Genomic DNA, 14,182 nt, shown 5'->3' with positions numbered 1-14,182 from the left:
CAGGCGCTTGTCGCGGCACTATGGCGATCTCAACCGGTGTCCGACAATGGTCAAACTGCATGAAAGCTGGCTGGCGCCGCTGCAGGCGGAGTTCGACAGCTCCTACATGGCCGATCTGCGGCAGTTTCTTGTCGCCGAAAAGGCCGCGGGCAAGCGCATCTTTCCGCCCGGCGGCGAGTGGTTTCATGCGCTCGACGCAACGCCGCTCGATCGCGTCAAGATCGTCATTCTGGGCCAGGACCCCTATCACGGGCCCGGCCAGGCGCATGGGCTTTGCTTTTCGGTGTGCCCTGGCGTGCGCATCCCGCCCTCGCTGGTCAACATCTACAAGGAGATGGAGACGGATCTGGGCGTTGCGCCCGCCAGCCACGGCCATCTCGAGCATTGGGCGAAACAGGGCGTCTTGCTGCTCAACTCGGTCCTGACGGTCGAAGCGCATCAGGCCGCATCGCACCGCGGGCGCGGCTGGGAGCGGTTCACCGATGCGGTGATCCGGCTGGTGGACGCGCGCGACCAGGCGGTCGTCTTCATCCTCTGGGGCTCCTATGCGCAGAAGAAGGCGGCGTTCGTCGACCGCTCCAAGCATCTTGTGCTGAAAGCGCCGCACCCTTCGCCGCTTTCGGCCCATAACGGCTTCTTCGGCTCGAAACCGTTCTCGCAGGCCAATGCGTTCCTGGAAGCGAACGGACTGGAGCCGATCGACTGGCGGTTGCCTGAAGCCGTCTAGGGCCAGGACCCTAGGCTTGCCGGTATCCCGACAGATCGAGCTCGTAGCCGTCGATGCGTTCGGCCACCAGCACCGTGTCGAAGCCGTATCCTTCAACCGAGCGATACTGGCCATCGCCCGGTTGGCGATGCACCGTGACCTTCATGGCGTTGACATCGAAGACCCACAGTTCGGAGATCGCGAACTCGGCATAGAGCCGCGCCTTGCGGCCAAGGTCGTAGGCAAGCGAGGAATCGGCCACCTCGATGGCCAGAAGGCAGGTCTCGGGCGAGAGCTTCTCCAAGCCGCTCTCGGCCGGATAGACCACGAAATCCGGCTCGATGAAGGTGTCTTCGGAGAGGTAGAACGTCGTTTCGGGAATGGTCTGGAGATCGTCCGGCAAGCCCCGGACCAGTTGCTCCATCAGCCATTGCTTGAGATGCTCGTGGCGGATTCCCTTGGGCGACATGGGCACGATCTCCCCGCCGATCAGCTCGAACCGCTCGTCCCGGCCAAGAACACCGGCCTCGACCATGCGAACGACCTCGCTCACCGTGAACGCACGGCGCGCAAGTCCCTCGGCAGCATGGGTGACGCGGATGTTCATGCGCAGAAGATAGCGGAACGGCGGGAAACTGTCACTTGAAGAGCAAAGTCGACCAACGGCATCACTCCTCAGTCTCCGGGGCACTTTCGTCTTCGTCCGGTTCGACGTTCAAGTCACCCTCCTCTTGCAGCTTCCGGAAACGGCTCAGAAGCGGCCTCAGATTTGGGATGTGCACGGCTAACTGGTCCAACACTCCGAGATAGTTCAAACCGATGAGAGCAAGCGATGCCTGGACCGCGCGTCTCGGCAGCCTCCCGGTGAAATTGACGAGGTCCTCGCGCCCGACCTTCAACGAAGCGCGGCCAAAATCGGCGATTGCTTTTCGCAGCACGATTCCGAAGGCCTGATCAGTCAGAACCTGATCGGCGGCGATGTCCGCTCTTGTCTCTTCGTCCTCGGCGCTGTCGATCATTGGCAGGTTGTGCGCAAGCGCCTGTCGAACCGCTTCCGGAAGCACTGCCGGGTCCGCAGCCTGCAAGACATCCGCCATCTGACGAAGCAGGTTGACGACGTCACCCACATTTCGCGCCGTTACGCCAAGGCGGACCATCTCGACTTCCTGCCGCCGAATATCCTGATAGCAGCCACGAAGGTCCTCCAAAGCATCGGCTATGTCGTCCAGCACATCGTCAAGCTGGTCCGAGCCCGTCCCTCCATTGGTCGCGAGCCTGGCCATTTGCCGCGCCAACAACCGCCAATGTGATTGCAAAACGCCCGGGCGCAATGATGTCGGGCTTTCGCCGAGCGCACCGGACAAACCTTCCAGAGTATTGGACAGCGTGTCTGCGATGAAGGCATTGGTTGCCCGAGCTGCGCCCGCCTGCCGTCGAAGCGCGTCACGCAAAGCGGCCCACATATCGTCGCGATATTCTGTCGAGACCGTCAAATCGGGGTCTGGTTTCGCGAGCGCGAACTCATAATTGACGAACGCAAAATTGTACGGAGCCGGCGGTTGGGCATCACCGTCTTCGGCTTTTATACCGCGATAGAGCGCGCGACCGACCCGCTCGATCCGCCAGGCAGCAGCGAGCCGGCTGAGCGTATCCCACACCGACTTCTCCTTGACGTCCAACCCGGCATCGGCGACCGCCGAGACGATTTCGCCGGTCGAGGCGGGCCGGTTCACTGAATTCAGATGTGTAAGAATGACCTCGGAAATCGTGGGCAAGGACGGTTTCGATTGCTTCGGCTCGCCCGGTTTCCACCCCAAAATCTCCGCCGCTTCGCCCATGATGTCGTCCGGCGAGCGGTCGTCACCAACCGTCCAGAATTCATCAGACTGCGTCGCAAGTTCACGGCCGAGCGGGTTGTCGAAAATGTTGCGCGGCTGGCGATCGCGGCCGTTGGGCAGAATAGCGGCGTACCAATCGGTAATCAGTTCCCATGCGCTGCCCCGAACCCAATCGCGATTGGCGAACGCGTCGAAGGCGTTGCGCGTGATTTCGGGCGCGTTGGTGGCATAGGTCCGGCTCTCGGGCAGAGGCTCGATCCAGAGCGGGGTCGAGAGGAGCCTTCGCACCGACTCATCCTCGTCGGGCGCTTCCTCAAGCAAACGGCATTCGGTCGNTGACGGCTCCCCACGCTGCGGCGGCGGCGGCGTCGGAACGGGCGGCGTAGGCGGCGGCGTCGGCGGCGGCGGCGGAACGGGCGGCGGCGGCGGCGGCGTCGGAACGGGCGGCGGCGGCGGCGGCGGCGGCGGCGGCGGCGGAACGGGCGNGCGGCGGCGGCGGCGTCGGAACGGGCGGCGTAGGCGGCGGCGTCGGCGGCGGCGCGTCTCATTTCGTCGGTTGGACCAAGAGCGGCAACCGACGAAATGAACATCGCGCGCCAGGTCTGCTGGATCAAGCCCTGCTTTTGGCCATGGTCCAGATCGGCATCGGATATGTCCAGAATGGTGAAGGCCAGCGGAAACACGCGCAGTGCCGAACGGAGCGCGATGACAGACGCCCAATCAGCCGGCTTGTCCTTGAGCCAAACCTCAAGCTCTTCCCGCGATGTGATGGCTATCTCGTCGGCCAATTGACGATCCCGCTGCTTCCCTCCGGCAATAGGCAAGCAACGCCAAGAAAAAACAAGCCGTTTCGGCGCGCTTTACACCCGCTTCACCGGCTGGCGGATGATCGTCTTGAGCTTTTCGGGCGCGACGCGGCGCGGGTCGGAGAGGTAGATCTCGTGATGATGGCCGTTCTCGGTCAGCCCGTTCCGCGGGATGAACTGCTGATGCAGCCGCGCGATGGTCGGTCCCTCGGCATCGTAGGGGCCGATGTGCATGATCTGCACGCTCAGCCCCTCGTCATAGGTCTCGAGCCGCAGGCTTTCGGGCGGATCGCCCAGCTTGCCGCGCGCCTTGTCGGCGGCGGCGGCGAACATGGCGTCGGTAATCCAGTCCGGCTGCATGATCATCGCCGTCCATGACCATTTGTCCTTGTCGCCGGCGGTGAACGCATCCATGTCCTCGGCCCACCACAGCCCCTCGAGCGGCAGCACGCCATAGTCGCGTTCAAGCTGTTTCTTGGAGGCGAATTTCAGCGCGTAACTGACCGAATAGAGCCATTCGACCGCGCGTTTGTAGGCCGGCGCGGTGTTCGGGTTGCCGAACCCATCGACCATGACAAAGCGCATCGCCGGCACTTCCACGAGCGCGAAATCCTTCGCCGAGGGCCGGTAGAGATGTTTCAGCGTCTTCTTGAAGTCGGTCTTTTCCATCGCATCATCCTCCCGGACAGGGAGACTGGCACACTGGGGCGCCGGACGCCTTGACGCCCGTCAAACCGGGACGGGCAAACAAAAAGCCCGGCGCTGGGGCCGGGCTTTGATCGCTACTGATCGAGGAAGCTGCGCAGCTTGCGTGAGCGGCTGGGGTGCTTGAGCTTTCGAAGCGCCTTGGCCTCGATCTGGCGGATGCGTTCGCGCGTGACCGAGAATTGCTGGCCGACTTCCTCCAGCGTGTGGTCGGTGTTCATGCCGATGCCGAAGCGCATGCGCAGAACGCGTTCCTCGCGCGGGGTCAGCGAGGCAAGCACGCGGGTCGTCGTCTCGCGCAGATTGGCCTGGATCGCCGCGTCGATCGGCAGCACGGCGCCCTTGTCCTCGATGAAATCGCCCAGATGCGAATCCTCCTCGTCGCCGACCGGCGTTTCGAGGCTGATCGGCTCCTTGGCGATCTTGAGGACCTTGCGCACCTTTTCGAGCGGCATGGCGAGCTTTTCGGACAATTCCTCGGGGGTCGGCTCGCGGCCGATCTCATGCAGCATCTGGCGGCTGGTGCGCACGATCTTGTTGATCGTCTCGATCATGTGCACGGGGATGCGGATGGTGCGCGCCTGGTCGGCGATCGAGCGGGTGATCGCCTGCCGGATCCACCAGGTCGCATAGGTCGAGAACTTGTAGCCGCGGCGGTACTCGAACTTGTCGACCGCCTTCATCAGGCCGATATTGCCTTCCTGGATCAGGTCGAGGAATTGCAGCCCGCGGTTGGTGTATTTCTTGGCGATCGAGATGACGAGCCGGAGGTTCGCCTCGACCATTTCCTTCTTGGCGATACGGGCCTCGCGCTCGCCCTTCTGGACCTGATTGACGATGCGGCGGAATTCGGGGATCGAAATGCCGGTCTCGGTCGCCAGTTCCTGGATCTCGGCGCGCAGTTCCTCGATCTTGCGGCGGTCCTTGCCCGCGAATTCGGACCAGGCGGGCGAGCCAAGGGACGCGACATTGGACAGCCAGTTGGGGTCGAGCTCGGTGCCCTGATACTGCTTGAGGAACTCCTCGCGGCCGACGCCATAGCTTTCGGCCAGCCGCAGCAGCTTGCCCTCGTTCTGCATCAGCCGCTTGTTGATCGCATAAAGCTGTTCGACCAGCGCGTCGATACGCTGATTGTTGAGCGACAGCAGCTTGACCTGCTCGATCAGTTCGTCCTGGAGCTGCTTGTAGCGGCGCTTCTGCGACGTGGTCAGCGTCTCGCCGTCGGCGAGCGCGTTCTCGACCTGCTGGTCCTGCAGCTTGCGCAGCTTGGCGTAGATCGAGGCGATCTTGTCGAACGAGGCCATGACGTCCTCGCGCAGTTCGGCCTCCATGGCCGCCAGCGACAGGTTGACCTCGTCCTCTTCGTCGTCCTCTTCTTCCTGGCCCTCGCCGCCGACATCGGTGATGTCGTCATGGCGGCGCGGCTGGCGCAGGGCGCGTTCCTTTTCCTCGCGCTCTTTCCGGGCCTGCTCGATCTCCTCGGGCGTGGGAACCTTCGGCGCCTGCTTGGCCTCCGGGCCCGCATAGGTCGCTTCCAGATCGATAATGTCGCGCAGGAGGATATTCTCCTCCAGCAGCTCGTCGCGCCAGATGATGATCGCCTGGAAGGTGAGCGGGCTTTCGCACAGGCCGGCGATCATCGTCTCGCGGCCGGCCTCGATGCGTTTGGCGATGGCGATCTCGCCTTCGCGCGACAGAAGTTCGACGGCACCCATCTCGCGCAGATACATGCGGACCGGATCGTCGGTCCGGTCGGTGGGTTCCTTCTTCTTGGTCGTGGTCGAAACCGCCGTGCCCGATGACGTGGCCACTTCGGTCGATGTGGAGGCCTCGTCGTCGTCGTTCTGCTCGGCCTCGTCATCCTCGACGACATTGATGCCCATGTCGGACAGCATAGCCATCGTGTCCTCGATCTGCTCGGAGGTGACCTCCTGCGACGGCAGCACGGCGTTCAACTCGTCCATCGTCACATAGCCGCGCTTCTTGGCGGTTCGGATCAGCTTCTTGACGCTGTCCGCGCTGAGGTCCAGCAGCGGTCCATCGGGTCCGCCTTCGGCCGGCGCTTCAGCTTCGGTGTTTTCTTTTTCTTTTGTCGCCATTGATGTCACTGCTCCAAGATGGCGGCCCGCCGGCGCCATCGCCGTGTCAATCGCCGTCGCACTTCACCGGGGTCGCGGGGTACCCATGCGGTCTCACCAGCTAGATGATCGTGCTTAATCGTCGATTAACCGTAAACGTTCAGCCGTCCCCGAAACCCGCTGAATTCCATGTCAGACCGATGAGATAGTCATCGTCGGCGCGATTCCAATCCCGCGTGCATGCCCAATCGGCGCCAAAAGATGTGATTCCCGGGTTTTTTTCGTCCGTCAACCTGCGGGCCGGGAAAAAATCGTCGTTTCGGCGGTCAGAAACTCTTGACCGGGCGGCCGGACGACAGGCCGAACCCCTCGATCAGCGCATCGAGCCCATGCTCGCGGCGTACCTGCCCCTGGACCGAGACAAGACGGTTGTAATTGGTCTCGGTCGGGTCCTCGGCAAGCGCGGCCTCGGCGGCGCGCAGTTCACGGGAAAGGCCGCGTGCACGGGCATGCAGGCGCAGCGCCTGATCGAAGGCATGGCGCGCGTCGTCGAAGGCGGCCTCGCCGGTAAACACCCACAGGCGGGCGCGCCTTATGGCATTGTCGACGGCTTCAATGGCGCCGGCGTGCGAGGTGCAGGCGGCGTGCGCCAGCAACGTCTCGCGGTCGCGTGCACCGGTCTCGGCATGGGCTTCGAGGATGGCGCCACGCAGGGCGGCCAGTTCAGCGCTCTCCAGTTCCAGCGCCGTGAAGGCATCAAAATGCTCGCCGATCAGGTCGGGATGGCACATCACCGCGCTCAAGAGCGCCGCTTCGCGCAGCGGCACCACGCCTTTCAGCGTTCTTGGCGCGACAATGCGCGAGCGTGACAACCGTTCTGAAACGGCGATCCGTCCACGCGGCAGCTTGCCGGACGTCCGGCCCTTGCCGCCGAACGCGCCGTCATTGCCCCTTGCAGACGGCACGCCGAAGAACGCGTTCGCGCGCTCGCGCATGTCCTGGGAGTAATGTCGGCGCACGCTTTCATCGCCGATGCGGCCGGCAGCCTCGCGCAGCGCCGATTCCAACTGCGCACGCCGTTCAGGCGTATCGAACGACTTGCCGCCGGTCTCGCGCAGCCAGAGCAGGTCGGCCGCGCTTCTGGCCTGCGCCAGAACGGCGTCGAAGGCGGCGGCGCCATCGGCCTTGATCAGATCGTCGGGGTCCTTGCCGTCGGGCAGCAGCGCAAAGCGCACCGATTTGCCGGGCTTGAGTTCCGGCAGCGCGAGATCGAGCGACCGGTATGCGGCGCGCAGGCCCGCCTGATCGCCGTCAAAGCATAGGACAGGCTCGTTGGCGACGCGCCAGATCTTGGCAAGCTGGCTCTCGGTCAGCGCCGTGCCAAGCGGCGCGACCGCGTTGGAAAAGCCGGCCTGATCGAGGGCGATCACGTCCATATAGCCCTCGACCGCAACCAGCGTGCCGCCCCTTGCGGTCGTCTGCCGGGCACGGCGGAAATTGTAGAGCACGTCGGACTTGTGAAAGAGCGGCCCCTCGGGCGAGTTGAGATATTTCGCCGGGACGTCCGCCGACATGGCGCGACCGCCAAAGGCGATCACGCGGCCCTGCGCGTCCTCGATCGGGAAGATGATGCGGTCGCGGAACCGGTCGTAGGAGACGGCGATGTCGTCGCCATGAACGACAAGACCACAAGCTTCGATCTGCTCCTTGGTGGCGCCGCCCTGCGCCAGATGCTCCTTGAGCGCGTTGCGGCTGCCCGGCGCATAGCCGAGGCGGAACTTGCCGATCGTCTGCGGTGTCAGGCCCCGGTCGCGCAAATAGGCGCGCGCTGCCGCGCCGGGCTGCAACTGAAGCTGTGTCTCGAAGAATTTGGCGGCGGCCTCGGCCACATCATAAAGCGTCGCGCGCTGGCGCTCGCGCTTTTCGGCCTCCGGATCGGGCGCCGGCAGGGCGATGCCGGCCATCGAGGCGACCCGCTCGACCGCTTCGGGAAAGCTCATCCCGTCCAGTTCGGTCAGAAAGCGGAAATGGTCGCCCGAAACGCCGCAGCCGAAGCAGTGATAGCGGCCCTTCTTGTCTTCGCAATGGAAGCTCGGCGTCTTTTCGCCGTGGAACGGGCAGCACGCCCACCAGTCGCCGCGCGAGGTGTTGGTCTTGCGCTTGTCCCATGTCACGCGCGTGCCGACCACCTCGGAGATCGGCAATCGGTCGCGGACTTCATCGAGAAAGGATTGCGAGAATCGCATCGTTCTGCCGGCTTTCGGTCAACGCACCAAGACGGGACCAGCGTTAGCACGCACCGCGCCATCCGTCATCGCGGATCAGGCCGTGTGGAAAGATGCGGGCGGTGTGTGGATAACCCGTTCGGGTCTCAGCGCAGCATGCCGCGGACGATGCCGGAGGCCTTGGAGAAATCCATCTGACCGGGAAACTTCTGCTTGAGCGTGTTCATGCACTTGCCCATGTCGCGCAGGCCGGCGGCGCCGGTATCCTCGACGACGGCGGCACAGGCCTGCTTGACTTCGTCCTCGCACATCTGTGCCGGCAGGAACTCGGCGATGACCTTCGATTCGTAGCGCTCCTGATCGGCCAGTTCGAGACGTCCGCCCTGCTCGTAGTCGGCCGCCGACGCCTTGCGCTGGCTGATCATCTTCGAAAGGATGCCGACAATCTCCTTGTCTGAGACCGGATCCTTGCCCGCATTCCGATTGGCGATGTCGCGATCCTTGACCGCCGCCAAAACCAGACGAAGCACCGATATCCGGCATTTGTCCTGTGAATTCTGAGCTTCTTTCAGCGCCGCATGAATGGCTTCACGCATGTCGAACTCCTGGTAAAGCTTCGTGAAGGATAGCCGCGCGGCATGCCCCATGCAAGTCCGCAACATCAACTTCAAAGCTTTGATTAAAAACGGTTTTCCCGACAGTCCACATTTTAGGCAACTGCCTTCCTGCTCCACCGGCAGCTGACATTCCAATGCCAAGTGCCCAAAGGTCACCCTTGGTGTCGAAGCGCCGGCGGTTGCGTTCGGAACCAATATGGTGTTTGCCTCCGCCGGCGACAAGCGGTCGCCGCCCGCGCCCCCAAACAAGAGTGTCACGATCATGTCAACCATTGCCGAAGCGCAAAGCACGCCCGCGCCCTGGTCGAAGCCGCGCGCCACCGCCGTCCTGGTCCTGGCCGACGGGACAGTGCTCGAAGGACAGGGTTTCGGCGCCACGGGCGAAACCGAGGCGGAACTGTGCTTCAACACCGCGCTGACCGGCTATCAGGAAATATTGACCGATCCGTCCTATGCCGGCCAGATCGTCACGTTCACGTTTCCGCACATCGGCAATATCGGCGCGAACGGCGAGGACATCGAGGACCTGACGCCGGCGCGGCGGGCCGGTGCCGTGGGTGCGGTCTTCAAGGCGCCGATCACCGATCCCTCCAACTATCGGGCGGCCGAGCATCTGGACGCCTGGCTGAAGGCGCGCGGCATCATCGCTCTCGCCGGCATCGACACGCGCGCGCTCACCGCACACATTCGCGAGCATGGCGTGCCCAACGCGGTGATCGCCCATTCGCCTTCCGGCGACTTCGATCTGGACGCGCTGAAGGCGCGCGCGGCCGGCTGGGGCGGCCTGGTCGGCCTGGACCTTGCCAAGGAGGTCACATCGGGCCAGACATCGAGCTGGTCCGAAACGCCCTGGGTCTGGGACGAAGGCCATGGCGAGGCCGGCGAAACCGACATGCACATCGTCGCCATCGACTATGGCGTCAAGCGCAACATATTGCGGCTCATGGCCGGGCTCGGGGCAAAGGTGACGGTACTGCCGGCAACCGCAACGGCCGAAGAGGTGCTGGCGCACGCGCCCGACGGCATATTCCTGTCCAACGGTCCGGGCGATCCGGCAGCTACCGGCGCCTATGCGGTTCCGGTGATCCGGGAACTGGCCGAAAGCGGCATTCCGCTTTTCGGTATCTGCCTGGGGCATCAGATGCTGGCGCTGGCGCTGGGCGCCAGGACCGTCAAGATGCACCAGGGCCATCACGGCGCGAACCATCCGGTCAAGGACCATACCACCGGCAAGGTGGAGATCGTCTCGATGAACCATGGTTTTGCCGTGGACGGCGCGTCGCTGCCCGACGGCGTCACCGAGACCCATGTGTCGCTGTTTGACGGCTCCAACTGTGGCCTCTCGGTCGATGGCAAGCCGGTCTTTTCGGTGCAGCATCATCCCGAGGCCTCGCCGGGTCCGCAGGACAGCCACTATCTTTTCCAGCGCTTTGCCAATCTGGTTCGAGAACGACAGGGCAAGCCGGCGCTCGCCGAACGCTGAGGCCGGACCACCTGCGACCAACGCCGCCGCAAACGCCCGCTCAACGAACCGGCGCAACCGCGGCTTTCCTCCGCTCCGCTTTGCGCTAATCTGGGGTGATGGGATCGTTCGATATCAACGCCCTGGCCACAGAGGCCGGTGAGACCGTGATCTGGCTGTCGCGCTATGTCGCGCAGCCATGGACAGTATACCAGTTGCTGATCGTCGCCGGCTGCTTCGCCCTGGCCTATCTGCTCTCGCTGCGGATCGAGCCGGTGCTCGAAGAACGTGCCCGGAAAATCAAGGGCAACCCGCGCCTGCTGCGCGTCATTTCCGCCTTCATGCGCAGGACCGAGTGGGTGCTGTTCCTTGTTTTCGTCGCGGTCGCGCGGGAAATCCTGCTGGCGACCACGTGGCCGAGCCGCGGCTACATCCTCTCGCTGGCGCTGGTGCTCGGCTTCACTTGGCTGGCGGCGTCGGTTCTGACGCGGATCATCCGCAACCGGGTGCTGGCCCGTTTCGTGGCGTTGTGCGTCTTCCTCTATGTCGCCACCGGCGTGCTGGGCATGCGCGGTCCGGTCACCGAGGCGCTCGACAATCTGGCGATCAATCTGGGAGACTTCCGGCTTTCAGCTCTGCTCGTCATCCGCACGATCGCTGTCACGGCGGTCCTGTTGTGGGCCGCGCATCTGGCGGGACGCTTCTTCGAGAACCGGATTTCGGCGTCCGCCGATCTGTCGCCCTCCTTCAAGGTCCTGGCCGGCAAAACGGTGCATATCGCGCTGACGGTGCTTGCCGGCGTCATCGCGCTCAACGCCGTCGGCATCGACCTGACGGCGCTGACGATCTTTTCAGGCGCCGTCGGCGTCGGCATCGGATTCGGCCTGCAGAAGGTTGTGTCCAACTTCATTTCGGGCGTCATCATCCTGGTCGACAAGTCGATCAAGCCGGGCGACACGATCGAGCTCGGCGACACGTTCGGCTGGATCAGGGAATTGCGCGGACGTTTCGTTTCGGTGATCACCCGTGACGGACGGGAATATCTGATCCCGAACGAGGATTTCATCACGCAGCAGGTCGTCAACTGGTCGTACTCGGACAATTTCATCCGGCTCGATGTCGATTTCGGCGTCTCCTACGACAGCGATCCGCATGAGGTCATCCGGATCGCTGTCGATGCGGCAAGCGCGGTCGACCGGGTCGTCGAGGAGAAAAAGCCGGTCTGCTGGATGACCGCTTTCGGCGCTTCATCGCTCGACTTCAAGCTGCGGTTCTGGATCACCGATCCGCAGGGCGGGCTGACCAACATTCGCGGCGCGGTCCTGATCGCATTGTGGGATGCGTTCAAGGAAGCCGGCATCGCAATCCCGTTCCCGCACCGCGAAATCATCATGCGCACACCTGTCGAACTGGTGCGAAGCGGCGGCCCGAAGGATTGAACCCCACGGGACGCCAGCGCTTTGCGGGTCTTGATCAGTTGGCCGGCTGACGTTGAGCGCCGCGGATGCGAAACGCCGCCATGAACAGCACCAGGAACGTGACGTTGAACACCGCGTTGACCGGCACGCCAGCGGCAATCGAGCCAAGCGAGTCGAGCACGAACCAGACGACCACCGGGAGCAGGACCAGCGTCCGCACCAGACCGGGTTCCCGCTCGGCCAGCCGCGTGGCAACCAGCCAGATCGTCATGCCCCAGCCGGCCATCACTCCGCCGCCGATGGCCAGTGCGAGCCGGGTTTCGCTGGCGGCAAGCGTCTGGGCGCCGTCGAGCGGCCAGGCGAACAAATCGACCAGAAATCGGATCAGACCGGCCAGTGGCGGCCAGGCGGCCATGGTGAAAAGGACGCCGAACGCCATGAGAATGACGGCTCCGGCCTTCAGGATACCCGTATGAACAGTCATGTACGCCTCCTTTGCTGCGATGGGCCAGCAATAGGAGCGTGGTCAGCCGTTCCGCAATTACCTGCCGGGTAAGTGACCAGCGGCCCGCATCTGGCTAGGCTGGACACGGTTGCGGCGATGGCGGGGCATATCATGGGACAGATGGCGGGCGATCAGACCGGTGAGCGGCAATTCGGATCGATGCTGCGCGTGTGGCGCAACACACGCCGGCTCAGCCAGCTTGACCTGGCGCTCGCATCAGACGTTTCAGCACGCCACATCTGCTTTCTGGAGACCGGGCGGGCGCGACCGAGCCGGTCGATGGTCATCCACCTGGCCGAGTTCCTGCACGTGCCGCACACGGACCGCAACGCGCTCTTGAACGCAGCCGGGTTCGCACCGGCCTATCGGGCGCGAACGCTGGACGAAGAGGCGATGCAGCCCGTCGAGCAGGCCGTGACATGGATGCTCGAGCGCCACGCGCCCTTCCCCGCGATCGTGCTCGACCGACACTGGAACATCGTCCGCGCCAATGCGCCCGCCGCAATGATGCTCTCCGCCGCGGGCATTGATGCCGGCGCCGACATGCTGTCGCTGTTCGGCGACCCGGCGCGCCTGGAGGCACTGATCGAGAACTGGCAGGACGTGGCGCGGCACATGGTGCTTCGCCTGCGCACCGAGGCGTTGCATTTCGGAGGTGACGCGGTGCTGTCGGAGGCTGCCGACCGGCTGGAGACAATCATTGCCGGACGGGACATGCCCGTCGATGGCACCATGCCGCCGTTCGTGCCGATCCGTTTCCGGCTGGGCGACGGCACGCTGTCGCTGTTTTCGGCCATCAGCCAGTTCGGGTCCGCCGAGGACATCGCGCTGGCCGACTGGAAGCTGGAGCTGTTCTTTCCCGCGAACGAAGACTCGCGTCAGATGCTCACGGCCATGGCGGGCGCCTGATCGCCCTCCGTTCAAACCCGTGCGTTGAACGTATCGCACGCGTCGAGCCGGCCCGTCTCGAAGCCGCGCGCAAACCAGGTCCGGCGCTGTTCGGCGGTGCCGTGAGAGAAGCTTTCGGGAACGATGAAGCCCTGCGTGCGCCGCTGGATCGTGTCGTCGCCGATCTGGGTGGCCGCGTTCAGCGCCTCCCGAAGATCGCCGCGCTCCAGAAGTCCGCGCTGAGCGGTGTGGTAGCCCCAGACACCGGCGAAGCAATCGGCCTGCAACTCGACGCGCACGGACATGGCGTTGGCCTCCGTACGGCTCATTTGCCGGCGCATTCGGTTGAACTCCGGCAGAACACCGATGACGTTCTGCACGTGATGTCCCACTTCATGGGCGATCACATAGGCCTGCGCGAAATCGCCGGAGGCATTGAACCGCCGCGCCAGTTCGTCGAAGAATTGCAGGTCGATGTAGAGCCGGGAGTCCGCCGGACAGTAGAACGGGCCTGATGCCGCGCCGGCAAAACCGCATGCCGAACGCACCTGTCCCTCGAACAGGACCAGCGTCGGTTCCGGATAATCGCCGCCCGCCTCGGCAAAGATCGCGTTCCATACATCTTCGGTCTCGGCGAGCACCGTTGCGACGAACTGCGTTGTGGCGTCATCGCGGGCCGGTGATTGCGCCGGCGGCGCGCTGACGGTGGCCGGCCCGCCGCTGAGAAGACGCACCGGATCGATGCCCAGCGCACCGGCGACGACAACGATGACGACGATGAGGACGAGACCGCCCAACCCTCCGCGGCGGCCCGAAACGGGAATGCGAATTCCGCCTCCGCCCGCAGGCGATCGTCGCCTGCCGCGCCCGCGGCGGTCGTCGATGTTGCTGCTTTGGCGGCGCCCTCGCCAACGCATCGTCTTCTCCCTTTGAC

At 64.1% G+C, this 14,182-nt stretch carries 12 protein-coding genes; 4 read left to right on the top strand and 8 right to left on the bottom strand.

The genetic code is table 11. From position 1 onward, the window contains the following. The first annotated feature begins 46 nt into the window (after nucleotides 1-46). On the top strand, nucleotides 47-727 hold the full coding sequence (gene ung, locus DEM25_RS10190) for a uracil-DNA glycosylase (RefSeq protein ID WP_245412859.1): 681 nt from the start codon (nucleotides 47-49) through the stop codon (nucleotides 725-727). Between the two features lie 10 nt (nucleotides 728-737). Here ung and DEM25_RS10185 read toward each other — a convergent pair whose 3' ends face one another. From DEM25_RS10185 to DEM25_RS18380, 6 genes are all read right to left on the bottom strand, one after another. Next, on the bottom strand, nucleotides 738-1,313 hold the full coding sequence (locus DEM25_RS10185) for a Uma2 family endonuclease (RefSeq protein WP_109767368.1): 576 nt from the start codon (nucleotides 1,311-1,313) through the stop codon (nucleotides 738-740). A gap of 61 nt (nucleotides 1,314-1,374) precedes the next feature. Then, the gene (locus DEM25_RS17935) at nucleotides 1,375-2,865 is read right to left on the bottom strand and encodes a hypothetical protein (RefSeq protein ID WP_196780347.1); all 1,491 of its coding nucleotides are present in this window, start codon (nucleotides 2,863-2,865) and stop codon (nucleotides 1,375-1,377) included. Nucleotides 2,866-3,404: 539 nt separating this feature from the next. Beyond that, nucleotides 3,405-4,019, bottom strand: coding sequence for a GyrI-like domain-containing protein (locus tag DEM25_RS10175; RefSeq protein WP_109769158.1), 615 nt, complete (start codon nucleotides 4,017-4,019; stop codon nucleotides 3,405-3,407). Between the two features lie 113 nt (nucleotides 4,020-4,132). Further along, nucleotides 4,133-6,154: an RNA polymerase sigma factor RpoD gene (rpoD, locus tag DEM25_RS10170; protein WP_109769157.1), complete on the bottom strand. Its 2,022-nt coding sequence runs from the start codon at nucleotides 6,152-6,154 to the stop codon at nucleotides 4,133-4,135. 305 nt (nucleotides 6,155-6,459) lie between these two features. Continuing rightward, nucleotides 6,460-8,379: a DNA primase gene (dnaG, locus tag DEM25_RS10165; RefSeq protein ID WP_109769156.1), complete on the bottom strand. Its 1,920-nt coding sequence runs from the start codon at nucleotides 8,377-8,379 to the stop codon at nucleotides 6,460-6,462. A gap of 125 nt (nucleotides 8,380-8,504) precedes the next feature. After that, complete coding sequence (locus tag DEM25_RS18380) at nucleotides 8,505-9,239, bottom strand: GatB/YqeY domain-containing protein (protein ID WP_342633475.1); 735 nt, start codon at nucleotides 9,237-9,239, stop codon at nucleotides 8,505-8,507. Between DEM25_RS18380 and carA the strand changes: the two genes are divergently transcribed. Together carA and DEM25_RS10150 are read left to right on the top strand one after the other, a co-directional pair. Further along, on the top strand, nucleotides 9,238-10,458 hold the full coding sequence (carA, locus tag DEM25_RS10155; protein WP_109769163.1) for a glutamine-hydrolyzing carbamoyl-phosphate synthase small subunit: 1,221 nt from the start codon (nucleotides 9,238-9,240) through the stop codon (nucleotides 10,456-10,458). The two genes, DEM25_RS18380 and carA, sit on opposite strands and share 2 nt — an antisense overlap. A 98-nt stretch (nucleotides 10,459-10,556) precedes the next feature. Next, nucleotides 10,557-11,876 (top strand): mechanosensitive ion channel family protein, encoded by a 1,320-nt coding sequence (locus tag DEM25_RS10150; RefSeq protein WP_109769155.1) that lies wholly within the window; start codon nucleotides 10,557-10,559, stop codon nucleotides 11,874-11,876. 34 nt (nucleotides 11,877-11,910) lie between these two features. Here DEM25_RS10150 and DEM25_RS10145 read toward each other — a convergent pair whose 3' ends face one another. Next, nucleotides 11,911-12,339: a hypothetical protein gene (locus DEM25_RS10145; RefSeq protein ID WP_109769154.1), complete on the bottom strand. Its 429-nt coding sequence runs from the start codon at nucleotides 12,337-12,339 to the stop codon at nucleotides 11,911-11,913. A gap of 117 nt (nucleotides 12,340-12,456) precedes the next feature. Here DEM25_RS10145 and DEM25_RS10140 point away from each other — a divergent pair, with 117 nt between their 5' ends. Next, nucleotides 12,457-13,269, top strand: coding sequence for a helix-turn-helix domain-containing protein (locus DEM25_RS10140; RefSeq protein ID WP_196780346.1), 813 nt, complete (start codon nucleotides 12,457-12,459; stop codon nucleotides 13,267-13,269). An 11-nt stretch (nucleotides 13,270-13,280) separates the two neighbouring features. On the opposite strand, the gene ypfJ is transcribed toward DEM25_RS10140, so the two are convergent. Next, nucleotides 13,281-14,165 (bottom strand): KPN_02809 family neutral zinc metallopeptidase, encoded by an 885-nt coding sequence (gene ypfJ / locus DEM25_RS10135; protein WP_109769153.1) that lies wholly within the window; start codon nucleotides 14,163-14,165, stop codon nucleotides 13,281-13,283. Nucleotides 14,166-14,182: the final 17 nt, after the last annotated feature.

It is taken from the genome of Oceaniradius stylonematis (assembly GCF_003149475.2).
GTDB lineage: Bacteria > Pseudomonadota > Alphaproteobacteria > Rhizobiales > Rhizobiaceae > Roseitalea > Roseitalea stylonematis.
The sequence above is the reverse complement of the archived record's forward strand: the minus strand, read 5'-3'. Positions and strand labels throughout refer to the sequence as shown.

Coding starts and splice junctions, on each gene's coding strand:
- ung (WP_245412859.1), top strand. CDS start 47: ATGGTCAAACTGCATGAAAGCTGGCTGGCGCCGCTGCAGGCGGAGTTC.
- DEM25_RS10185 (WP_109767368.1), bottom strand. CDS start 1,313: ATGAACATCCGCGTCACCCATGCTGCCGAGGGACTTGCGCGCCGTGCG.
- DEM25_RS10175 (WP_109769158.1), bottom strand. CDS start 4,019: ATGGAAAAGACCGACTTCAAGAAGACGCTGAAACATCTCTACCGGCCC.
- rpoD (WP_109769157.1), bottom strand. CDS start 6,154: ATGGCGACAAAAGAAAAAGAAAACACCGAAGCTGAAGCGCCGGCCGAA.
- dnaG (WP_109769156.1), bottom strand. CDS start 8,379: ATGCGATTCTCGCAATCCTTTCTCGATGAAGTCCGCGACCGATTGCCG.
- carA (WP_109769163.1), top strand. CDS start 9,238: ATGTCAACCATTGCCGAAGCGCAAAGCACGCCCGCGCCCTGGTCGAAG.
- DEM25_RS18380 (WP_342633475.1), bottom strand. CDS start 9,239: ATGATCGTGACACTCTTGTTTGGGGGCGCGGGCGGCGACCGCTTGTCG.
- DEM25_RS10150 (WP_109769155.1), top strand. CDS start 10,557: ATGGGATCGTTCGATATCAACGCCCTGGCCACAGAGGCCGGTGAGACC.
- DEM25_RS10145 (WP_109769154.1), bottom strand. CDS start 12,339: ATGACTGTTCATACGGGTATCCTGAAGGCCGGAGCCGTCATTCTCATG.
- DEM25_RS10140 (WP_196780346.1), top strand. CDS start 12,457: ATGGCGGGGCATATCATGGGACAGATGGCGGGCGATCAGACCGGTGAG.
- ypfJ (WP_109769153.1), bottom strand. CDS start 14,165: ATGCGTTGGCGAGGGCGCCGCCAAAGCAGCAACATCGACGACCGCCGC.